The 21,459-nt window shown below is 69.0% G+C and carries 21 protein-coding genes; 14 read left to right on the top strand and 7 right to left on the bottom strand.

What is annotated here, in order from left to right; genetic code table 11:
* Positions 1-34 precede the first annotated feature (34 nt).
* Positions 35-1,087 carry an FAD-dependent oxidoreductase gene (locus ACFYPD_RS05935; protein ID WP_387109513.1) on the bottom strand — a complete coding sequence of 351 codons (1,053 nt, stop codon included), beginning with the start codon at positions 1,085-1,087 and terminating at the stop codon, positions 35-37.
* 150 nt (positions 1,088-1,237) lie between these two features.
* Positions 1,238-1,798 (bottom strand): hypothetical protein, encoded by a 561-nt coding sequence (locus ACFYPD_RS05930; protein ID WP_387109511.1) that lies wholly within the window; start codon positions 1,796-1,798, stop codon positions 1,238-1,240.
* Between the two features lie 502 nt (positions 1,799-2,300).
* Between ACFYPD_RS05930 and ACFYPD_RS05925 the strand changes: the two genes are divergently transcribed.
* Positions 2,301-3,488: a glycerophosphodiester phosphodiesterase family protein gene (locus tag ACFYPD_RS05925; protein ID WP_387109510.1), complete on the top strand. Its 1,188-nt coding sequence runs from the start codon at positions 2,301-2,303 to the stop codon at positions 3,486-3,488.
* 110 nt (positions 3,489-3,598) lie between these two features.
* On the opposite strand, the gene ACFYPD_RS05920 is transcribed toward ACFYPD_RS05925, so the two are convergent.
* The 4 genes from ACFYPD_RS05920 to ACFYPD_RS05905 form a co-directional block, all read right to left on the bottom strand.
* Positions 3,599-5,008 (bottom strand): ABC transporter substrate-binding protein, encoded by a 1,410-nt coding sequence (locus ACFYPD_RS05920; RefSeq protein ID WP_387109507.1) that lies wholly within the window; start codon positions 5,006-5,008, stop codon positions 3,599-3,601.
* 19 nt (positions 5,009-5,027) lie between these two features.
* On the bottom strand, positions 5,028-5,858 hold the full coding sequence (locus ACFYPD_RS05915; RefSeq protein WP_387109505.1) for a carbohydrate ABC transporter permease: 831 nt from the start codon (positions 5,856-5,858) through the stop codon (positions 5,028-5,030).
* Entirely contained in the window at positions 5,855-6,679 is an 825-nt protein-coding gene (locus ACFYPD_RS05910; RefSeq protein ID WP_387109503.1) for a carbohydrate ABC transporter permease, read from the bottom strand. The genes ACFYPD_RS05915 and ACFYPD_RS05910 overlap by 4 nt, the downstream gene beginning before the upstream one ends.
* A gap of 246 nt (positions 6,680-6,925) precedes the next feature.
* Positions 6,926-7,615 carry a TMEM175 family protein gene (locus tag ACFYPD_RS05905; protein WP_387109500.1) on the bottom strand — a complete coding sequence of 230 codons (690 nt, stop codon included), beginning with the start codon at positions 7,613-7,615 and terminating at the stop codon, positions 6,926-6,928.
* A gap of 496 nt (positions 7,616-8,111) precedes the next feature.
* Between ACFYPD_RS05905 and ACFYPD_RS05900 the strand changes: the two genes are divergently transcribed.
* The 5 genes from ACFYPD_RS05900 (at position 8,112) to ACFYPD_RS05880 (ending at position 13,355) form a co-directional block, all read left to right on the top strand.
* A complete protein-coding gene (locus ACFYPD_RS05900; protein WP_387109497.1) occupies positions 8,112-8,777 on the top strand; it encodes a DUF4097 family beta strand repeat-containing protein in 666 nt (221 codons plus the stop codon).
* Positions 8,778-8,950: 173 nt separating this feature from the next.
* Positions 8,951-9,724, top strand: a complete 774-nt coding sequence (locus ACFYPD_RS05895; RefSeq protein WP_387109495.1) for an alpha/beta fold hydrolase — start codon at positions 8,951-8,953, stop codon at positions 9,722-9,724.
* Positions 9,725-9,976: 252 nt separating this feature from the next.
* Positions 9,977-10,744, top strand: coding sequence for a L,D-transpeptidase (locus ACFYPD_RS05890; RefSeq protein ID WP_387109492.1), 768 nt, complete (start codon positions 9,977-9,979; stop codon positions 10,742-10,744).
* A 320-nt stretch (positions 10,745-11,064) separates the two neighbouring features.
* Positions 11,065-12,618, top strand: a complete 1,554-nt coding sequence (locus ACFYPD_RS05885) for a GH25 family lysozyme (protein WP_387109489.1) — start codon at positions 11,065-11,067, stop codon at positions 12,616-12,618.
* Between the two features lie 218 nt (positions 12,619-12,836).
* Entirely contained in the window at positions 12,837-13,355 is a 519-nt protein-coding gene (locus ACFYPD_RS05880; RefSeq protein WP_387109487.1) for a hypothetical protein, read from the top strand.
* 257 nt (positions 13,356-13,612) lie between these two features.
* On the opposite strand, the gene ACFYPD_RS05875 is transcribed toward ACFYPD_RS05880, so the two are convergent.
* Positions 13,613-13,954 carry an ArsR/SmtB family transcription factor gene (locus ACFYPD_RS05875; protein WP_387110583.1) on the bottom strand — a complete coding sequence of 114 codons (342 nt, stop codon included), beginning with the start codon at positions 13,952-13,954 and terminating at the stop codon, positions 13,613-13,615.
* Positions 13,955-14,467: 513 nt separating this feature from the next.
* Between ACFYPD_RS05875 and ACFYPD_RS05870 the strand changes: the two genes are divergently transcribed.
* From ACFYPD_RS05870 to ACFYPD_RS05835, 8 genes are read left to right on the top strand one after another with little or no spacing between them, the layout of a single operon-like run.
* A complete protein-coding gene (locus tag ACFYPD_RS05870) occupies positions 14,468-15,865 on the top strand; it encodes a hypothetical protein (protein WP_387109485.1) in 1,398 nt (465 codons plus the stop codon).
* The gene (locus ACFYPD_RS05865) at positions 15,862-16,446 is read left to right on the top strand and encodes a hydrogenase maturation protease (protein WP_387109482.1); all 585 of its coding nucleotides are present in this window, start codon (positions 15,862-15,864) and stop codon (positions 16,444-16,446) included. Before ACFYPD_RS05870 ends, ACFYPD_RS05865 begins: the two co-directional genes overlap by 4 nt.
* Complete coding sequence (locus ACFYPD_RS05860; RefSeq protein ID WP_387109480.1) at positions 16,439-16,795, top strand: hydrogenase/urease maturation nickel metallochaperone HypA; 357 nt, start codon at positions 16,439-16,441, stop codon at positions 16,793-16,795. Before ACFYPD_RS05865 ends, ACFYPD_RS05860 begins: the two co-directional genes overlap by 8 nt.
* Entirely contained in the window at positions 16,795-17,334 is a 540-nt protein-coding gene (locus tag ACFYPD_RS05855; protein ID WP_387109478.1) for a hemerythrin domain-containing protein, read from the top strand. The genes ACFYPD_RS05860 and ACFYPD_RS05855 overlap by 1 nt, the downstream gene beginning before the upstream one ends.
* A complete protein-coding gene (locus ACFYPD_RS05850; RefSeq protein WP_387109476.1) occupies positions 17,331-18,455 on the top strand; it encodes a hydrogenase expression protein HypE in 1,125 nt (374 codons plus the stop codon). The genes ACFYPD_RS05855 and ACFYPD_RS05850 overlap by 4 nt, the downstream gene beginning before the upstream one ends.
* A complete protein-coding gene (locus ACFYPD_RS05845) occupies positions 18,452-20,251 on the top strand; it encodes a nickel-dependent hydrogenase large subunit (RefSeq protein WP_387109473.1) in 1,800 nt (599 codons plus the stop codon). The genes ACFYPD_RS05850 and ACFYPD_RS05845 overlap by 4 nt, the downstream gene beginning before the upstream one ends.
* Complete coding sequence (locus tag ACFYPD_RS05840) at positions 20,244-20,855, top strand: hypothetical protein (RefSeq protein WP_387109470.1); 612 nt, start codon at positions 20,244-20,246, stop codon at positions 20,853-20,855. Before ACFYPD_RS05845 ends, ACFYPD_RS05840 begins: the two co-directional genes overlap by 8 nt.
* Positions 20,852-21,457, top strand: coding sequence for a DUF5947 family protein (locus tag ACFYPD_RS05835; RefSeq protein WP_387109468.1), 606 nt, complete (start codon positions 20,852-20,854; stop codon positions 21,455-21,457). The genes ACFYPD_RS05840 and ACFYPD_RS05835 overlap by 4 nt, the downstream gene beginning before the upstream one ends.
* The last annotated feature ends 2 nt before the right edge of the window (positions 21,458-21,459 follow it).

The following is a 21,459-nucleotide window of genomic DNA, read 5'->3' as shown; positions in this document are numbered from 1 at the left end:
CGACCGTACGGTCCCGGGCCGGCCGCCGGGGCGGTCAGGCGAGGGCGGGCGCCGCCAGAAGCGCGCGCAGCTCGCGGACCGCTGCCCGCCCGGCGCGGTTCGCGCCGACCGTGCTCGCGGACGGCCCGTAGCCGACCAGGTGGATCCGGGGATCGGCCACCACCCGGGTGCCGTCCATGACGATGCCGCCGCTGGGGCCGCGCAGGCGCAGCGGGGCCAGATGGTCGAGCGCCGGCCGGAAGCCGGTGCACCAGAGGATGACGTCGGCGTCCTGCGTGGCACCGTCGCGCCACTGGACGCCGCCGGCGACGATCCGGTCGAACATCGGCCGACGGACGAGGAGACCGCGTTCCCGGGCTTCGCGCAGTTGGGGTGTCCACGCCAGGTCCGTCGCGCTGGCGATGCTTCCCGGGGGCAGGCCGGCCCGTACGCGTGCCTCCACCTTGGCGACCACCTCGCGTCCGTGGTCCGGGGTGAACGGCCCGTCCCGGAACAGCGGCGGGCGGCGGGTGACCCAGGTCGTTGTCGCCGCGACGTCGGCGATCTCGACCAGGAGTTGCACGGCAGATGTCCCGCCCCCGACGACAACCACCCGCTTCCCGGCGAATTCCGCCGGTCCCCGGTAGTGGGCGGTGTGCAGTTGCCGTCCGCGGAACGTTTCCTGTCCGGGGTAGTACGGCATGAACGGCTTGGTCCACGTCCCCGTCGCGTTGATCAGTGCCCGGGTGGTCCAGGTGCCCTTGTCGGATTCGACGAGGAGTCGTCCGTCGTCGGCGTTCCGGACGGCCGTGACGGCGACCGGCCGCTGCACGTCGATGCCGAATTCGTTCTCGAAGGCGGCGAAATAGGCCGGCAGGGCGTCGGCGGCCGGTTCGTCCGGCGGTGGAGGCGTGAAGTGCATTCCGGGCAGGTCGAAGATGCCGTGCACGGTCGCCATGCGCAGGGTCGGCCACCGGTGCTGCCAGGCCCCGCCGGGCGCCGCGTCGGCGTCCAGGACGGCGAAGTCGAGACCCGAGGAGCGCAGGTGGTACGCGCTGGACAGCCCTGCCTGCCCGGCCCCGACAACCATCACATCCGTCTCCGGCATGTGTCGCACAACATCTCCGGCTCACCCGGGACTTCCCACGGGCGATGGATCTCACATCGCGCTGTCGACAGCCGGGTAGCGGCTACCTGATCTCCTTCGCCGCGCTGGCGGGGCGACGACGCACTGACCAGGTGACAGAGGCTGGGCAGGCTACTGGAGGTCGATGAGCTGCGGCGGGACGTCGCAGGTCAGCCCCACCGAGTTCATTCGGTCGGTGAGCGGCTCGCCGTCGGCGGTCGGCACCACGAAGTGCGGCCGACGGCCGGCGGCAAGGTCGGCGGCATACCGCTCGCGCGCCTCGACGAGGGTCTCCCAGTCGGCCAGCCACGCGGTGGTCGGACGGTCGTCCGCCAGCAGGTCGCGGTCCAGGTCGCGCACCTGCGCCACCATGACTGTCACCGCGGCGTTCTGCTCCCGGATCGAGCGCACCTGCGCGTCGACGGGGGCGTCGGGAGGTGCGGCCTTCGCCACCACGGTGGCGCGCATCCTGGCGCACGCGCTCTCCGCCACCTCGCTGACCGGCGGGTTGTCGATCAGCTCGGGCCGGTCGTGGTTCGCGTACGTCCAGAGACCGGCGCAGAACACGACGACGCCTCCGACCGCGATCACGACAACCAGGACGGCGCCGAGGACCCACCACCCCGCGTTGCCCCGCCCCGACGGCGCGGGCCGGGCGCCGGGGTAGGGCGGGAGTGTGGGCGGACGGCTCACGCCTGCATCGTGTCGCCCCTGTCAAGGGCCGCTCGTCAGACCATCGAATCGATCATGCTGCTCACCCGGGCGCAGAGGGGCGGCGTCCGAAGGGGCCGAGGCTTCCTACTCCCCACCACCGTCACGCCTCTCCCCCGGCCCGTTCCTGGTCGGCCGGATCCACTCTCCTGATCGTGGGATCAGGAGAGTGGGCCGACATCGAAGTCGAATTCCAGCCGCTGGACCGGTTTTACATCCCGTGCGAGTCGGAGACCTCCGCCACGCGAAACCAGATCAATCTCCAACGTCCGCGCACGCTCACGCTGGCTGTCACGGCACCACAGTCGGTGACCTGGAGCATCCGCGTACAGCAGTGAGGGGATCGGCCGCTCGGTGGTGACGCCGCCGGCGGCCGGCTCGTCAGCTACGAGTAAACGCGTGAAGTACCGCCACGAGTAAGCCGTCGGTTAGGGTCGGGCCGTAGCTGCCGGAGCGGTCGGTCCCGATCCCGGGGAGTTCGTGGATGAGCACGAGTCCGTCATCAGAGTCCGCCCGGGTAGCTGGCGCAAGTGGTGGCGAGGCAGCGCCGGTTCTCCGCGCCGCGACGTACGCGCACCGCGGATCGTCCGGTATGGCGCCGGAGAACACCGCGGCCGCCTTCGAGCTCGCGATCGCCGAGGGCGCCGACTACATCGAGACCGACGTGCAGCTCAGCGCCGACGGGGAGCTGGTGATCATCCACGATGCCACGCTCGCCCGCACCACCGACGCCAGGCTGACATTCGCCGACCGCGCGCCCTGGAACGTGCACGACTTCACCCTCGCCGAGCTCAAGAAACTCGACGCCGGGGGGTGGTACGACGACGACTTCGCCGGCCCGCACATCCTGACCTTCGATGAACTGCTCGACCTGCTCGGGGGCCGGGTCGCACTGAACCTCGAGCTGAAGTCGCCCGCGTTGAATCCCGGGCTGGCACAAGCCGTCGCCGCTCGGCTGCGCCAGCGTCGCGACTGGATCGATCCGGGCGCTCGGCCACAGCCGCTTGTCGTCGGGTCCTTCGACGAGCAGGCCCTCCGGGATTTCCACGCGCAGCTGCCCGACGTCCCTGTCGCGCTGATTGCCTACGACGTGCCGACGAGCGGGAAGCTGACGGACCTCGCCGAGTGGGTCTTCTCGGTCAACCCGGACATCCGCCGGCTGCAGACCGAGGACGCGGCCCGCGTCATCGAGGCGGGCATGGCCGTCGTGCCGTGGACGGTCGACTCGCCGGAGTTGTGGCGGTGGGCCCTCGACGTCGGCGTCGACGGCATGATCACCAACTATCCGTACGCCCTGAAGAACATGCTGCACGGACGCGACCCGGTGCCCGACGCGGCGGGTGTGGTCGTCCAGGACATCAGGTACCACTCCCCCGGCGACGAGCCGCCGTGGGCCGGCGAGCATGTCGTCCTGCGCAACGTCTCCCGACAGCCGGTGGACGTCAGCGGCTGGTACCTGCGGAGCCAGTCATCCGCCAGGATCGTGGTGGGTGACGGCTACGTCATCCCGCCGGGTGGCCTGCTGCGGGTGCATACCGGCCCGGGCAACGATGATGCGGCCACCTACCACAACGGCCGCACCACCGCGGTCTGGAACGGCACGAAAGGCGACTCCGCCGGGTTGCATCGCGCCGACGGCGCGGTCGTCGACCTGTACGCCTACATCGTCTGATCCGACGGACCCTCCGAGACCCCGTGCGGCTCGGCCGAGCACCGAGGGGCCGGCTCCGACGGAGCCGGCCCCTCGACCTGAGGTGTCCCCCCTTGGCGGTGACGCCCTGGTCAGCTGACCGACTTGTTGTAACTGTCGATCGCGGACTGCACGCTCGCCGCGGCGTCCTTCATGGCCTGGTCGGCCGGCTTGCTTCCGACGATCGCCGCCTCCAGGCCGTCCTCGGACGCCTTGCGGGCCTGCGGCATCACGCCGAGCAGGCAGCCGGCTGACGCGACCGACGGCGGCAGCGCGTGCAGCTGGTCCACGGCCGTCTTGAACTGCGGGTACTGCGCTACCCAGTCCTTGTCGATCTGCTCGTCGAGTGCCTTGGCGTTGACCGGCACGTACCCGGTGCCGGTGTGCCACTTGGCCTGCTGGGCCGGGCTGACGGCGAACTTCACGAACTCCCAGGCGGCACGCTTCTGCTTGTCGCTGTGCCCGACGCCGTTGATCCACAGCGAGGCGCCACCGATGATCGGCCCGCCCGTGGCCGAACTGCTCGCCTTCGGGTACGGCGCGGTGAGCACGGTGAACTTGCCCTTGGCCGCGTCGACGTAGCCGCGCATGGCACCGGTTGACTCCAGGTGCATTGCCACGGTGCCCGCCTTGAAGGCGGCCTGGGCGTCGTCGGTCTTGCGGCCGGTGTTCGTGGCGTAGCCGCCCTTCACCAGGTCCACCCACCACTGCGCGACGCGGACGCCGGTCTCCTGGTCGAACTGCACCTTCGTCGCCAGGCCCTTACGCCCGTTGCCGTTGTCGCAGTACTCCTTGCCGTCGGTGGCGATCAACTGCTCCAGCAGCCAGCCGTAGATGGCGGCCCCGAAGCCGTACTGGACGGTCTTGCCGCTGGCGTCCTTGACGGTCAGCTTCTTCGCCATCTCCCCGAGTTCGTCCAGGTTCGTCGGCGGCTTCGTCGGGTCGAGGCCGGCCCGGACGAAGGCCTCCTTGTTCAGGTACAGCAGGGGGGTGGACGTGTTGAACGGCATCGACTGCAGCTTGCCGTCGATCGAGTAGTAGTTGGCGATGTTCGGCTCGATGTCGCCGGCGTTGAACTTGTCCTTGTCGATGAACTTGAACATCGGCACGGTCTGCTTGGAGTCGACCATGAAGCGGGAGCCGATGTCGTAGATCTGCACCAGCGCGGGCGTGTTCTTCTGCTGCACCGAGGCCTTGTACTTGGCGATCGTCTCGTCGTAGTTGCCCTGGTAGATGGCCTTGACCTCGACCTTGCCCCCGCTCTGGGCGTTGAAGTCGGCGACCAGCTTGTCGATCGCCGCGGCGTTGGCGCCCTTCATCCCGTGCCAGAACTCGATGGTGGTCTTGTCGGTGGCCTTCTCGAGCACCTCCGCGCCGGGCGCTTCGAGCGCGTTCTTGGCCGAGCCGGTGTCGGACCCGGAACCACCGCACGCCGTCAGCGCGGCGGCGGCTGCCAGGGCGACGAACGCCGTCATGGCCCGACGGAGCTTGGGTTGTCTCACAGGTTCTCCTCTTCTCGAATTACTTCAGCGCGCCGGCGGTGAGGCCACGGACGATGTAGCGCTGACCGAAGAGCACGACAGCCAACGTCGGGAGCAGGGACAGCGCGACGCCCGCGAGGACGAGGCCCGGTTGTGCCACCTCGGCGTCGTTGAGCTGCGAGATGCCGATCTGCAGCGTCTGGAACTCGGAGTCGCGGATCAGGATCAGCGGCCAGAAGTACTGGTTCCACGCCGACAGGAAGACGTAGACCCCGACCGCCGCGATCGAGGGCTTGGACAGGGGCACGATGACCCGCCACAGCAGGCGCCAGTGGCCGCACCCGTCGATCACCGCGGCGTCCCGCAACTCGGTCGGGAACTGCAGGAATGCCTGCCGCAGCAGGAACGTGCCGAAGGCCGAGGCGAGGAAGGGCAGCACGAGGCCGAGGTAGGTCAACCCGCCCCGCGCCAGACCCCAGCCGGAGATGGCTAGGTAGTTGGGGATGATGATTGCTTCCCACGGCACCATGAGGGTGGCGAGGAACAGACTGAACGTCACCGCCTTCGCGGGCAGGCGAAGGAACGCGAAGGCGTACGCGGCCAGGATGCTGGTGACGATCTGGGCCAGCGTGATGAGCCCGGCCTGGATCGCGGAGTTCACGTAGAAGCGGCCGAGCGGCACCGAGCGGAAGACGTCGCTGATGTTCTGCCAGTGGAGCTCGTGCGGCACCAGCGCGGGCGGGTAGGTCGCCAGGTCACCGGGGCCCATCACGGCACCGACGAAGCCGTAGTAGATGGGGAACAGGACCGGGATCGCGGCCAGGCCGAGCACGACGTAGACGGCGATCCGCCCGAGGCTGAACTTTTTCATCGGTAGTGGACCCGCCGCTCGAGGATGCCGAACTGGATGGCCGTGCAGCCGAGCATGACGACCAGCAGCACGACGGCCTGTGCGCTGGCCGAGCCGAAGTCGGAGGACCCGAAGGCGAACGCCTTCTCGTAGATCGAGTAGACCAGCGTCGTCGTGGCCTGGTCCGGGCCGCCCTTGGTCAGGATGTGGATCTGCCCGAAGCTCTGCAGCGCGTGGATCGTGGACACCACGACGAGGAAGAACAGTTGCGGGGAGAGCAGCGGCACGGTGATCCGGGACGCCAGCCGCCAGCCGGTCGCCCCGTCCAGCCGCGCCGCCTCGACTACCTCGGGTGAGATCGCCGCGACGCCGGCCGAGAGCACGAGGACGTTGTAACCGAAGTTCATCCACACCGTCGCGGCGCAGACGGCGGGCAGCGCGATCGACGGGTCGGTGAGCCAGTTGACCCGGTCGATCCCGAGGGACCCGAGCAGACCGTTCGCGACGCCGATCGCCGGGTTGTAGATCACGGCGAAGACGACCGACGCGGTAGCCACCGAGAACGCGAACGGCAGCGCGAATGCGGTGCGCAACACCCGTACGCCGCGGATGCGCGCCTCCAGCAGCAGCACCACGAAGAGCGCGCCCAGGACGGCCGGCACCACGGAGAACAGCGTGAACAGGCCCGTCGTGGCCAGCACCTTGCCGAAGTCGGTGGACAGCATCTCCCGGTAGTGCTCCGCGCCGACGTACACCGACGGGGCGCCGAAGAGGTCGTTGCCGTGGACGGACAGGTAGAGGGTCCGCCCCAGCGGCCAGAACACGAACAGCGCGAAGACCACGACCGACGGCAGCAGCAGCAGCCATCCGAGACCGGACTCGGTGAAGCGTGCCGGCTTCCCCCGTCGGACGGTGGAGCGTGTGGACTCTACGGTCGAGGCGCGGTCATCCGGTGGGGCGTTGACAGTGCGAGGGGGAGGCACGGCAGCACAGTACCAACGGCATGGACCGAAAGAAATCCTTCCATGCAGGACCCGGAGCTGGAAGTTCTTTCCAACGGCGGCCATGTCGGGACGGCCGGGAGCCCATCAGCCTCGGCGGCCGGTCCGAGCCCACTGGAGCGGTCGGGTGCGGAGACCTTCGCTGGTGATGCCGTGATAGATGATCATCACAATGATGCCCAGCAGTCCAAGTAGCGGGTTGACGATCCAGCCGAGCAGCCCGGCCAATCCGTAGAGAAGGAGGCCGGTGATGGGGCGAGCCTCCTGCGCGTGAACGTGGTCCTGGTCGATGTGGCCCGCGCGCAGCGCCGGATGGCGGCGTAGGTAGGCGAAGAACACCAACCAGGGCGCCGACATCAGCGCCGCCGCGAGCGCGTACATGACGACGGCCACCCGCAGGTCGTCGGTGTCACCATCGACGAGCGCCGACGCGAGAACCGCGGTCGGAAACGGGATGATCACCACGCCGAAGAGGATGGCGATATTGATCCAACTGAGCGCGAGGGTGGTGCCGCGGACCAGCCGTAGCAGTGCGTGGTGGTTGAGCCAGAGGACTCCGATATAGACGAACGACACCACGAACGCCAGGTAGGACGGGCCCTCCCGGACGAGCGACGTGAGCAGCTCGCCCTGGTGGTATTCGGGCACCCGCAAATCCAACACCAGCAGGGTGATGACGATGGCGAAGACACCGTCGCTGAATGCCGCCAGCCGAGCGATGTCGGCCAGGCGAGCAGGGCCGCCCGGCTGAGCATCCTCGTCGGGACCTGCGGACACCGCCGTACGCTAACAGCAAGGGGACCGTGGGCAGAGACGATCACCGGAAACGATCACCTGACCATCCATCCCAAGATCCTCTACTTCGGCGCGAGCGGACGGACGTCGTGATCAACCTGCCGAGCGCCGAGCAGTGGCCGGTGGTGGAGCGCCTCGCCCCGCTCACCGGCCGCGACCCCGTGCCGGACCACAAGAGGGGCGCGTTCCGGCGACGTTCGCCGCCGCCGGGTTGCGTCCCGAGCCGGCCGAGCTGGTACGACCGCAGCGGGTCGCGGAGTGCCCACCGCGAAGCGCAGCGCCCGGCCCATAGCGTTCACTTCTCATCCATTGCAATGGGCAGGCAGTTCCCGTTGCGTTCCTCTCAGACTCGTTGCAACAGTTTCCTGCGCTTGACCTGCTAAGACATCGCTCCTACGCAACATCCATGTTGTCGGCATGTGGAAAGCAACGTAGCGTTTCCCGTGTCGGAAACAAGGAACGAGCACGGGAGAGCACGATGCAGAAGTTCGACACCCCCGCCCCGATCTCCGCCGTCCTGGACATCCCCGCCGGACGCATCCAGTTCATCGCCGCGGACCGCGCCGACACCACCGTCGAGGTCCTGCCCGCCGACTCCGCCAAGAGCCGCGACAGCAAGGCCGCTGAGCAGACCACGGTCGCCTACGCCGACGGCGTCCTGCGGATCGCGTCCCCGACCCCCGGCAACCAGCTCTTCGGCCCGTCCGGATCCGTGGAGGTCACCGTCCAGCTGCCCGCCGGCTCCCGCATCGAGGCCAAGGCCGCCGCCGCCGAGTTCCGCGGCGTCGGGCGCCTCGGTGACGTCGTCGTCGACGGCGCGTACCGCCAGATCAAGATCGACGAGGCCGCGACCATCCGCCTCACTGCGATCGACGGCGACGTCGAGGTCGGCCGGCTCAACGGCCCCGCGGAGATCAGCACCGCAAGGGGCGACATCCGGATCACCGAGGCCGTGCGCGGCGCGGTCGTGCTCCGCACCCAGTCCGGCGACATCTCGGTCGCTGCCGCCGGCGGCGTCTCGGCCGCCCTGGACGCCGGCACCGGCTACGGGCGCATCAGCAACGCCCTCAAGAACGATGGCACCGCCGAACTCGACATCCGCGCCACCACCTCCCACGGCGACATCACCGCCCGCAGCCTCTGAAAGAGAAAGACCAGGACCATCCGGCCGGGTCCACCGCAAGTCGAGATCCCGTCGATCGTCGCCGACGGCCCGGCCGGCCGTCCCGAATGGCCCAAGTCGCCGAAGACGCCTCACGAACAGGGGAGAACATGACGGAGAGCGGCACTTCCTCGACCAGTGCGAAGTGGACCGGCATGCTGCCGGTCGACGACACGGCTCTGGCCGTCACGGACACCGGAGGCTCCGGCATCCCGATCCTCTACCTCAATGGCCAGTTCGCCACCCAGGGGTACTGGCGGCGGGTCATCGCCGAACTGGGGACGGGCTGGCGGCACATCACCTACGACGAGCGGGCTCGCGGCCGGAAATCGAAGCGTTCGGCAGACTATTCCTTCGAGGCCGCCGTCCGGGATGTCGACGCCGTTCTCGCGGCCAGGGGTGTGGAACGGGCGCTGCTGGTCGGCTGGTCCTACGGCGCTGTCGTCGGGGCGCACTGGGCCAGCCGGAATCCGGAGCGTGCCCTGGGCGCGGTCCTGGTCGACGGCGCCTACCCGCACGACTGGCTCGACGAGGCCATGGAGCAGCGGATCCGCAAGCTGTTCCGGCGCATGAGCTGGTTCCTGCCGCTGCTGCGCCCGACGGGCCTGGCCCCCCGCATGACCGCCGAACAGCAGGCGAACAGCAACATCGAGCTCGGCAGGCTCTCCCGCGAGCGCGAGCTGGGCCCCGTGCTGGACAACATCACCGTCCCGGTGCGGTACGTGGTCGCGTCGGGGACGTCCTTCGGAAGCCGCGGTGACGAGCAGGAACGAATCCGCACCAGCCTCGAATCGGCGACCGCCCGCAACCCGAACATCCAGATCGGCGCGAAGGTCGCCAGCAACCACGGTGCGATCCTCAAAAGGGACTTCCGGGCCATCGCCAAGGCTGTACGCGAGGTCGCCGCCCTCGACCGCGGGGGGCGCTGAAGACACGACCAGCGGACTGACCCAACTGCACGTCCCCGCCACCATCGTCGTCGTACAGCTCGACCGCGTCCGGGCCACGCAGGGGCCACCGTCCTTCAGGCGGAACGGACGCGGTCAGGCTGTAGCGGCCGAGCACGTTGAGGTTGCGGTGCTGGAGCGGGGAGACCGACCCCGCCGGCTCGGCGCCCGGGGCACGGGAATTCCTCGCTGAGGAGGACAACCGGGAGACGGTCGAAGTGGGAGGATCTGCCAATGAAGCGGAGATCTCTGATCCTCGGCGCGGCGGCCGGCGTTGCGGCTCCCGTCATCGCCTCCGGCGCGACGCCCGCCGCCGCATCAACCACCGACGCCACCACCGACCGGCCCCGGCCGCGCCGCAACTCACCGAGCAACAAGGCCACCAACCTCACGACCCTGCCGACGACCACGCGGCAGGTCATCGTCGTGACCGCGGCCAGCTACCGCACCAGTTACGCCACCCTGGAGACGTTCGCGAAGAGCGACGGCCACTGGACCCCGGTCTCCGCGGCGCTGCCCGCGAGGATCGGATCCCAGTTCTTCAGCGACCACCACGTCGAGGGCGTTCCGACCACGCCGACGGGGGTCTACTCCATCGGCCCGACGATGTACGGCATCGCGGCGAACCCGGGCGTCCGGTACCCCTACCACCGGCTCGTCGTGAACGACTGGTGGAACGAGAACCCGAACTCGTCCGCCTACAACACCTTCCAGCACACGCCCACCAATCCCGGTGGCCTCAGCGAGGCGCTGTGGAAGGAGAAGCCCGCCTACACGCACTTCGCCGTCATCACCTACAACATGCCGCCGAACGTGGCGAAGCCGGTGCCGAACGCGGGCAGCGGGATCTTCCTGCACGAGTTCAGCAGGACTCCGTCCGGTCCCACCGCCGGCTGCGTCAGCCTGTCGCACACCGACCTGGTCAGCGTGCTCCGGTGGCTCGACCCCGCGGCCCAGCCACGCATCGTGATGTGCCCGCTGGAAAGCCTCGGCCGCTACTGACCCCGGGACCACCGCCCGGACCGCCGGCGGGCTTCTTCCAGATAGTCCGCATGCTGGGCTTCCTCCCACTCCCGCATGCTCGGATACCGGCCCCCGCAGTACCGCCGCTGCAGGTGATCGACGAACTGGTTCCGTTCGGCGTCGTAGCTGGCCCATGTCGTGATGACAGGCCCGTCCCCCCGCGCCGCCTCGGCCGCTGAACGGCGCAGTGTCAGCCCGGAGACCGGCAACTGTGGACAAGTGACCCATACCTGCGCGTCTGAGGCGCGGTTACGCTACAGACGCGGCGTAGCGCTTCGGCCGGTGTCGGGAGGCGAGCCATGGTACGCAGAGGTCTGGCTGTGCTGCTGGGTGCGGCGTTGGGGTTCGTGGGGCTGGCCGGGGGTGCGTCGCCGGCCCAGGCGCTGCCCACCCCGAGCGGATACTCGATCACCGGCGTTGACGTCTCCTACTTCCAGGGCCCATCGTTCGACTGGGCCGCGGCAGCCCGAGGCGGCGCGAAGTTCGCCTATATCCGGGTCAGCGAGCAGGACGGCCGAGCGGTGCCGCACAACAATCCTGATCCCTTCTACGCCACCAACTATGCCGGCGCCCGGGCCAACGGCCTGTACACCGGGGCGTACCACCGAGCCCGCCCTGACCTGAGCAGCGGCAAGCAGCAGGCGGACGTCCTGCTCGGCTTCGCCCCCTACGTCTCCGACGGACGCGGCCTCCCGCCGATGCTCGACATCGAGTGGCCCCGAACCGAATGGGGCCTGAACGACTGCTACAACATGACACCCGCCCAACTGGTGGCCTGGATCCGGGACTTCGTCACCGAGATCGCGGTACGCACCGGCCGGCAGGCCATGATCTACACCAACACGAACTGGTGGAACCCCTGCACGGCCAGCAGCCAGAGCTTCGCGGCGAACCCGCTGTTCATCGCCAACTATTCACAGAATCCGCCACCGTTACCGGCCGGCTGGACGTCTTTCACCGTCTGGCAGCACGCCGCGGGCACCCCCATCCCCGGCTCCGACTTCTCCACGCCCGATCTGGACGTCTTCAAGGGCGACTACGCGTCTCTGGCCCGACTGCTCGGCGGCCCCGCGACCAGCCTGCTGGCGGCCGTCAACAACCGTTACGTGACTGCGGACAACGCCGGCGCCTCGGCCTTGATCGCCAACCGGACGGCGATCGGCCCCTGGGAGCAGTTCGACCAGATCGACGTCGGGGGCGGGTTCGTGGCGTTCCGCGCCCGGGTCAACGGCCGGTACGTCACGGCGGAGAACGCCGGCGCCTCACCGTTGATCGCCAACCGCACAGCCGTGGCGGCCTGGGAGAAGTTCCGCCTCATCACCAACACCGATGGCACGGTCAGCCTGCTGGCCAACGCGAACAACCGGTACGTGACCGCGGAACAAGCCGGTGCCCGGTCACTGATCGCCAACCGGACCGCCGTCGGCCCGTGGGAGAAGTTCCGCGTCGTCACGCCGCCCGTCCTCGTCAACCTGCTGGCCAACGTGAACCTCCGCTATGTCACGGCGGACAACGGCGGCGCCTCAGCCCTGATCGCCAACCGGGCCATGATCGGTCCATCGCAGCAGTTCGACCAGATCGATGTGGGGGGCGGGTTCGTGGCGTTCCGCGCCCGGGTCAACGGCCGGTACGTCACGGCGGAGAACGCCGGTGCCTCGCCGCTGATCGCCAACCGCACAGCGGTCGGGCCCTGGGAGAAGTTCGGCATCATCACCAACGCCGATGGCACGGTCAGCCTGCTGGCCAACGCGAACAACCGGTACGTGACCGCGGACCAGGCCGGTGCCCGACCGCTGATCGCCAACCGGACCGCCATCGGCCCCTGGGAGAAGTTCGTCCGGCTGGCCAGTTGACCGCTGAGACTGACAATTCGCCTGGCCCCTGACTGCTCGGTGACCTCATTGGGTCCGCCGAAGTGCTCACCGAGCAGCCAGCACCAGCGAGGCGGGGCGACAACGGCGTGGTCGAGGTGACCGGCGCTGCGCACCATTACCGGGGAGTTCACCGGCTGAGCGGACGGGCGGGAGACCGGGGCAGCGCGGGACGGCGTCGTGTGATCTGATCCCTGCCGATGACGACACCGGACGCTCCCGCCACCGATCCCGACGCCGCCACGGCCACGCCGCCGCAGGTGCGCCGCATGATTCTGCTCATGCTCGCCAACCTGGCCCTGAGCGCCCTGCTCGCCGGCCTGATGCTGGTCTTTCAGGAGCAGCTGCTGGACTACCAACTCGCCCACCTCGACCTGCCCGCCGGCACCGACCTGGCCGCCGCCCGGGAGTCGCTCCGCTCCTCGGTGTGGTCCCGCGTGCTGCCCGTGGCGCTGGTCGCGCTCGCCTACCTGTGGGTGATCCACCGGCTGCAGCTGGGCCAGCGCAAGGCGTACCGGCAGGTGGTCTTCATCTCGGTGATCGTGCTGCTCGGCTCCGGCCTGACCCTGCTCCAGCCGTTCCCCTGGTGGCTGCGGGCGATCAACGTCGCCAAGGCGCTCGTGGTGGTCGCGCTGCTCTTCCTGGCCAGCCGCCCCCAGGTCCGCAGCTGGTTCGCCGCGACCAGCCGACCCGACGTGGTCGACCGCTTCTCGTCCTGATCTCCCGTCCGGCGCCGCGCGCTGCTCGTAGGTCCGCAGGTAGTCCACGACGTGCGCGGCGGTCGGCCGGGGAGAACAGCCTCAGGGAGTTCCAGGCGTGCTGCCACGCCCCGCGCGGCTGGGACTGAGGCGCGATCCCGCTGTCACGCGTCGCCGACAATGAGGTGATCGTCCTCGGTCTGCACCCGCAGGCCGCCGATCGGCACCAGTCCGCGGAGGCAGGGGCCGAAGGGAAGGGGCGATGAGGTTGTCACGCGTCAGCGGGTTCTCCGCGCTGATCGCTTCCGTGGCGGAGTCAGCAGCTCCGCGATCATCGCGATCGCGGTCGGCACCAAGCGGTAGTACGCCCAGACACCGCGCTTCTCCCGCTCCAGCAAGCCGGCCTCCGTGAGGATGCGCAGGTGGTGGCTGACCGTGGGCTGTGAGAGGCCGAGCGGCGCGGTGAGGTCAGAGACGGACGCCTCGCCCTCGGGGGCCGACTGGATCAGGCTGAGCAGCCGCAGTCGGGCGGGGTCCGCGAGGGCCTTGAGGACCCCCGCGAGCCGCTCGGCGTCGGCACGTTTGATCGGCTCGCCGGCAAGCGGCGAGATCTGAGGCATGGTCATTCCAGTCGCCGCATTTCGCACATCTGCCATTCTTCCACTGAAAGCATCCACGCAACCCCATATCGGCCATTCGCGACGCCTGCGGCGGTCTTGGAGGTGGTCTGATACGGCCAGCCTTCGGATTCAAACCCACGGCATGCCTCATCCCGCAGCACGATCGACCGGACCTGCCGGCTGTGGTGATCCGCGACGGATCTTGCCTAGACGACGAAGGCCGCTGGCCGCGTTCTGCCAGCTCAACGGCCTGCCCTTCACCTGACACCCCGATTGCTGCATCGTGAGTTGCCTCTGCCGGTCGTTGCAGAGGCGCTCGTTCGCCCCGAAGCGGTCGCGCGCCCCCGCGTGGTGGCAGGATCTCCCATCCCTACGTTCGGGCCGTGTTCACCCGATCCGGTGAGTGCTGTCGTCACACAGGACCGACGAGCACTTACGACGACCCGGCTGGATGGACTAGACCAGGGTGAGAGCTCACCGGAGCTGATTCCGGGGACCCACAGAGGGAGCACCATGCATCCGCGCGGCGGTGGCATCGACGGCGCCGAGGCCGTCGCGGAGGCGATCATGTACGAGGGCTACCTTCTCTACCCCTATCGGCGGTCATCGGGGAAGAATCGCGTCCGTTGGCAGTTCGGTGTCCTCGTGCCCCCCGCCTGGGCGGATGCGCACGGCCTGGCCGACAGCACGGTGGCAGGCTCGGCCGAGTCGCCGTGGCAGCAGACCGAATGCCTCATGGAGGTCCCGGACAGCGCGGTCGTCCGGATCAGGGTTCGGTTCCTGCATCTGCAACGAAGGGTGGCGGAGGAACGGACGGTCGAAGGCCTTTACCGACCTGTTGACAGGAAGGACGCCGGGAGCCGCACGGAACTCAGCTTCGACGATGCGGTGGCGCAGGAGTTCGAGATCGAAGCGCCGGTCGCCGACCTGCGGTCCGGTCGTCGCCTCGACATCCGGGTTCCTGGCGGCGAGGACATCGAGCAGTTGGCCGACGACGGGGGCGAACCGGTAGGGCGGGTAGTGCGCCGGCGATCACCGTTGTCCGCGTCGGTCACCGTCTCCGCCGTGCCGTGTCAGGCGCCCTTCCGGTTGCTGCGGCTCCGGATACACGTCGAGAACACGGACCGGACGACTCCGGCGGACAGCCCGCGCGACGAGGCGTTGCGGTGCTGCCTGCTGGCGACTCACACACTGACCTCCGTCAGTCAGGGCCGATTCCTGTCACTGCTGGACCCGCCCGAGTGGGCGGCACCCGCAGCGCGGGAGTGCCGCAACGTGCACACCTTCCCCGTGCTGGCCGGCGAGGTCGGCACCGCTGACGTCCTGCTCTCGTCACCGATCATCCTCTACGACCATCCGCAGATCGCACCGGAGAGTCCAGGCGATCTGCACGACGCGACCGAGATCGACGAGATCCTCTCGCTGCGCACGCTCACGCTCACCGACGCGGAGAAGCAGGAGGTCCGGGCCACCGATCCCCGGGCCGAAGCGATCCTCGACCGCGTCGATGCCATGCCGCCCGAGGTTTTCGCGCGGTTGCACGGGGCCGTTCGGACCTTGCAGCCCGTGCGGCGAGAGGGCGGCACCACCGCCACCTCACGACAATGGTGGGAGCCCGGTGCCGACGCGGGGATCGCGCCGGGAAGCGACACCGTCCTGGTCGGTGGCGCCCTGCTGTCCCGGGGCAGCCGGATCCGGTTACGCCCCCGGAAGCGCGGCACCGACGCGCACGACATGTTCCTGGAGGGCCGCACCGGTCGGGTGGAGCAGGTGCTGCTCGACGTCGACGGGTCACGGTTCCTGGCGGTGACGGTGGACGACGACCCGGGTGCCGACCTGCACCAGTGGTACGGGCGGCTGCGCCACTTCCGTCCGGAAGAGGTCGAGCCGTTGGCCGGAGAGGCGCCGTGAGGAGCAACGGCAGCGGGCGGATCCTGGTCGCCGGCATCGGCAACATCTTCCTCGGGGACGACGCCTTCGGCGTCGAGGTCGTCCGGCGCCTTCGGGACGCCGTCCTGCCGGAGATGGTGGATGTGTCCGATTACGGCATCCGAGGGATGCATCTGGCCTACGATTTGCTGGACGGCCACCACGACGTGTTGGTCATGGTGGACGCGTTGCCGCTGAACGAGACGCCTGGCACGTTGGCCGTCATCCAAGTGGACCTCGACGACCCTGGCTGGACCTTGGGGCCGGCGGACGCGCTGGCCGCACCGGCAGCCGACGGGCACGGGATGGATCCGGAGTCCGTGCTCCGGTTGCTGCGCAGCCTGGGCGGCACTGTCGACCGCGTCCTCGTCGTGGGATGCCAGCCCGCCCTCATGGACGAGCGCATGGAGCTGTCGGCGCCGGTCGCCGAGGCTCTGGACGAGGCGGCCCGGATGGTGGTCGGGGTTGTGGAGGAGGAAGCTGCACGGCTCGGTGCCGCGGCAGAGCAGCGGGAAACACGCGAGCAGACGTCAGCCGAGAGGGAAGTGACCACCCATGCATGAGACCGGGCTGTCCGAGGCGATCGTGGCAGCCGCCGTTCGCAGAGCCGCAGGCCGCCGGGTCACCGGGCTAAGGGTGCGTATCGGCGGTCACCCGGTCGACCCCGAGGTCGTCGCGCAGGGCATCCAGCTGGCCGCGGCCGGCACCATCGCCGCGGACGCCGCCGTCGACCTGGTCCTGGAGCCGATGACCGTGACCTGCCATGACTGCGGTCGCAGCGGGCCGGTCGACGACCACCTCGCAATGGTCGCCTGTCCAGGGTGCGGAGGCGTGAACATTGACGTCACCGGCAGCGACGACGTCGTCCTGGAGTCCATCACCGTGAACTCCGGCGTACGGGAGCCGGCCTGATGGACGCCGTCGAATTGCTGCAACACGACCACCGCGTGGTGGAGCAGTTGTTCCGGGACTACCGTGCCGCGGCCTCCGACGCACAGCGACGCGGTGTGGTCGACGTGCTCATCCGAGAACTGTCGAAGCACGCCGCGCTCGAGGAGGTGCTCTTCTACCCTTTCGCCGCCAAGGTGTTGAACGACGGGCAGGTCGACGGCCACCTCGCCGGCCACACACCGATCAAAGAGCTGCTGGTTCAACTGGACCGGTGCGGGGCCGGCGATCCGGCGCAGGGTGAGCTGATGGAGCGGCTGGCGTCCGCCGTCGCCCACCACGTGCATGACGACGAGAACCAGCTCATGCCGCTGCTGTGCCGGCAGGCGGACGAACAGGCGCTACGCGAGCTGGGACAGGAGATCGACCAGGGCAAGCGACGTGCTCCCACGCGTCCGCACCCGCACGCACCGGACAAGCCTCCGGCACTGGCCCTCGCGGCACCGGTGGCAGCCATCTACGACCGGCTTCGGGACCGCATGCACGGGAGGCCACGCACATGACGCAGGGTATGCGCGATACCGGCGCGGTGATCCCGCACGAGAACGGGTTCGATGAGGTCACCATTCTCTGGATCTCCGAGGGCATGAGCTGCGACGGAGATTCCGTATCGATGACGGCCTCCGGCCAGCCGGCGATCGAGGACATCGTCCTCGGGCTCATTCCCGGTCTGCCGAAGGTCAACCTGCACAACAAGGTGCTGTCGCCGGCGGCCGGCGGGGAGGAGTTCCTGGCGCCGTACCGGAAAGCGGCTCGTGGGGAGATGACCGAGCCGTTCATCCTCGTCATCGAAGGATCGATTCCGAACGAGAACATCAACGGCGACGGGTACTGGACGTCGTTCGGCAATGACGAGAACACCGGCGAGCCGCTGACCTTGAACTGGTGGATCGACCGGCTCGCACCGAAGGCCTGGGCGGTCGTCGCGGCCGGCACGTGCGCGACGTACGGTGGCATCCACGCCATGGCGGGCAACCCGACGGGGTGCATGGGCCTGGCCGACTATCTCGGGTGGGACTTCCGGTCCCAGGGCGGCCTGCCGATCGTCAACGTGCCCGGCTGCCCGATCCAGCCGGAGAACTTCATGGAGACCCTGACCTGGGTGCTCTACCACGCCGCCGGCTCGGCGCCGCCCCCGCCGCTGGACCACATGCTGCGGCCGCAGTGGCTGTTCGGCAAGACCGTGCACGAAGGTTGCGACCGGGCCGCCTACTACGAGCAGGCCGACTTCGCCAAGGACTACAACTCGCCCAAATGCCAGGTGAAAATCGGCTGCTGGGGGCCCGTCATCAACTGCAACGTCCCGAAGCGCGGCTGGATGGGCGGTGTGGGCGGCTGCCCCAACGTCGGCGGCATCTGTATCGGCTGCACCATGCCGGGCTTCCCCGACAAGTTCATGCCGTTCATGGACATGCCTCCGGGTGGCAGCCTGTCCACCTTGCTCATCAAGCCGTACGGCGCGTTGATCCGCCGTTTGCGCGGCATCACCAACGTCACCGCCAACCGGGAACCGAAGTGGCACCACAACGGCCCGGAGCTCACCAGCGGCTACAACCCTCGGTGGCGCCCGTACGCTCCGGCGGATCCCCGGCGTCAGGCAGCGATCGAGAGGAACCGACCGTGACAGCGACGGAAGCGAAGACGCCGGCCGGGCAGGAACCCGGCGAACTGGTCGAGATGGCGTGGGATCCGGTCACCCGGATCATCGGCAACCTCGGCGTCTACACCAAGATCGACTTTGCGAATCGCGTGGTCGCCGAGTGCCACACCACGTCGTCGCTGTTCCGCGGCTACTCGGTGTTCATGAAGGGCAAGGATCCGCGCGACGCCGGCTTCATCACCAGCCGGATCTGCGGCATCTGCGGCGACAACCACACGACCTGCTCCGTCTACGCGCAGAACATGGCGTACGGCATCAAGACTCCGCCGCTGGCGGAGTGGATCATCAACCTCGGCGAGGCGGCCGAGTACATGTTCGACCACACCCTCTTCCAGGACAATCTCGTCTTCGTCGACTTCTGCGAGGCGATGGTCAAGCAGACCAACCCGAGTGTGCTCGCCCGCGCCGAGAAGACCGCGGCACCGGGCCGCGACATTCACGGCTACCGGACGATCGCCGACATCATGCGGGCCTACAACCCGTTCGAGGGCGAGGTCTACAAGGAAGCGCTGAAGGTCAGCCGGACGACCCGGGAGATGTTCTGCCTCATGGAGGGCCGGCACGTCCACCCGTCGACGGTTTACCCCGGCGGCGTCGGCACGATGCCGCAGCCGACGCTGTTCACCGACTACCTGAGCCGGCTGATCAGCATCCTGGACTTCGTCAAGAAGGCCGTCGCCATGAACGACGACATCTTCGACTTCTGGTACGAGGCGCTGCCCGGCTACGAGGAGGTCGGCCGCCGCCGGGTCCTGCTCGGCTGCGGGGGCGCGTTCCAGAACCCCGACGTCGTCGACTACCGCTACGAGACCATGACGACCTGGGGACGGGCGATGCACGTCACGCCCGGCATTGTCGTCGACGGCGAGCTGCTCACCACGGACCTGGTCGACATCAACCTCGGCATCCGGATCCTGCTCGGCAGCTCGTACTACAAGGACTGGGTGGGCCAGGAGGATCCGTTCGTCAAGTACGACCCGCTCGGCAACCCGGTCGACATGCGCCATCCCTGGAACCAGACCACCCTGCCCGACCCTCAGAAGCGCGACTTCGACGACAAGTACAGCTGGGTGATGAGCCCGCGCTGGTTCGACAAGAGCAGCGGAGAGCATCTCGCGCTGGATACCGGAGGCGGCTGCTTCGCCCGGCTGTACACCACCGCCCTGGCGAAGATGGTCGACACCCCGTACGTCAAGTCGACCGGGCACAGCGTGCTGATCTCGCTCCCCAAGAGCCAGCGGCTGCCCGAGATGACGTTGGAGTGGAAGATCCCGCGCTGGTCGAACGCGCTGGAGCGGGACCGCTCACGGGCCTACTTCATCGCGTACGCCGCGGCGATGTCGCTCTACTTCCTGGAGCAGGCGATGGAGCGGATGCGCGGCGGCGACATGCGGGTCTTCGCCGAGTTCGACGTGCCGGACGATGCCATCGGCTGCGGCTTCCACGAGGCCGTCCGCGGCATCCTGTCGCACCATCTCGTGATCAGGGACCGCAAAATCGCCAACTACCATCCGTACCCGCCGACGCCGTGGAACGGCAGTCCCCGCGACAGCTACGGCACACCCGGCCCGTACGAGGACGCGATCCAGGACACGCCCATCTTCGAGGAGAACGGCCCGGACAACTTCAAGGGCGTCGACATCATGCGGGCGGTCCGCAGTTTCGATCCCTGTCTGCCGTGCGGGGTACACATGTATGTCGGCGGCGGCCGTACCCTCAAGAAGATCCACTCGCCGATGTTCGGCGCGTCCCATGGGTGAGCAGCCGGACATCGAGCGGCTCGATGATGTGGCCGTCGAACCCCGGCTGGCCCGCCTCGACGCCATGCTCGGCCAGCTGGAGCAGACCCCCGGCCGCACCGCCGAGCTGGCGCTGGAAGCCGTCGAGATCCTGACCGAGGTGTACGGCGAGGCGCTGGCCCGCGTCACCGACCTCGCCGCCGACGCTCCCGGCGCACTCGACCGGCTCATCGACGACGAGCTGCTGCGGCACCTGCTGCTGTTGCACCGCATCCATCCGGATCCGCTGGAGCGGCGCGTGGCCCGTGCGGTCGACGATCTCCGGCCCCAGCTGCGCGCTCAGGGCGCCGAGATCGCGCTGGTCGGTCTCCAGGACGAGGTGGCGACGATCAGCCTGTCCGCGAGTTCGTGCGGCGGTGGCGGCGCCGCCCTGCGTGACCTGGTGCGGGAACAGGTGTTGACGTTCGCGCCGGAGCTGTCCGCCGTCGACGTGGCGGCGCCCGCGCCGGCTCCGGCGCTGATCCCGGTCGCCGCCTTGTGGCAGCGGCCGGACCGGACCGGTGGGACAGCGACGAGCGAGGCGGCGCGAGGTGCAGGGCCGCTGGCGTTGGACGGCACGGCATGACGGCGGGCGCGTTGCAACGGGCGATCCGCCGCGCGGGGCAGCGCGCGGCCTCGGTCGAGCGCTGCGGCATGTGCGCCGGGCCGGTCGGCCGCGAGCACCGGCATGTGTGGGACGAGCAGGACGGGGAGCTGGTTTGTGCCTGCACGCCGTGCTCTCTGCTGTTCGAACGTGAGGCGGCCGGCGGTGGCCGGTACCAGCTCGTGCCCACCCGGGGCCGGCGGTTGACGGGCCTGTCCGCCGACGAGCTCGGCGTGCCGGTCGGCCTGGTCTTCTTCGTGAAGCAGCGGGATGGCCGAGTGCTCGGGCACTACCCGAGTCCCCTCGGCACGACCGAGTCGGAGATCGATGCCGGTGCCTGGCGGGCCGTCGAGGCACGAACACCCGCGCTGGCCGAGCTGAAGCCACGGGTCGAGGCGTTCCTGGTGTGGACGGGCACGCTGCATGGCGGCGGCGGCCAGCAGTGGGTGGTGCCGGTCGACGACTGCTTCCGCCTCGTTGCGCTCATCCGGCAGAACTGGACGGGCATGTCGGGGGGAAGCGTGGTGTGGCGGCAGATCGCTGGATTCTTCGACGACCTCGGCCGACGGCATGGTCGGCCGTGAGG

It is taken from the genome of Micromonospora sp. NPDC005299, from assembly GCF_042872345.1.
Taxonomy (GTDB): Bacteria; Actinomycetota; Actinomycetes; order Mycobacteriales; family Micromonosporaceae; genus Micromonospora.
This window is presented reverse-complemented; position numbering and strand designations above follow the sequence as displayed.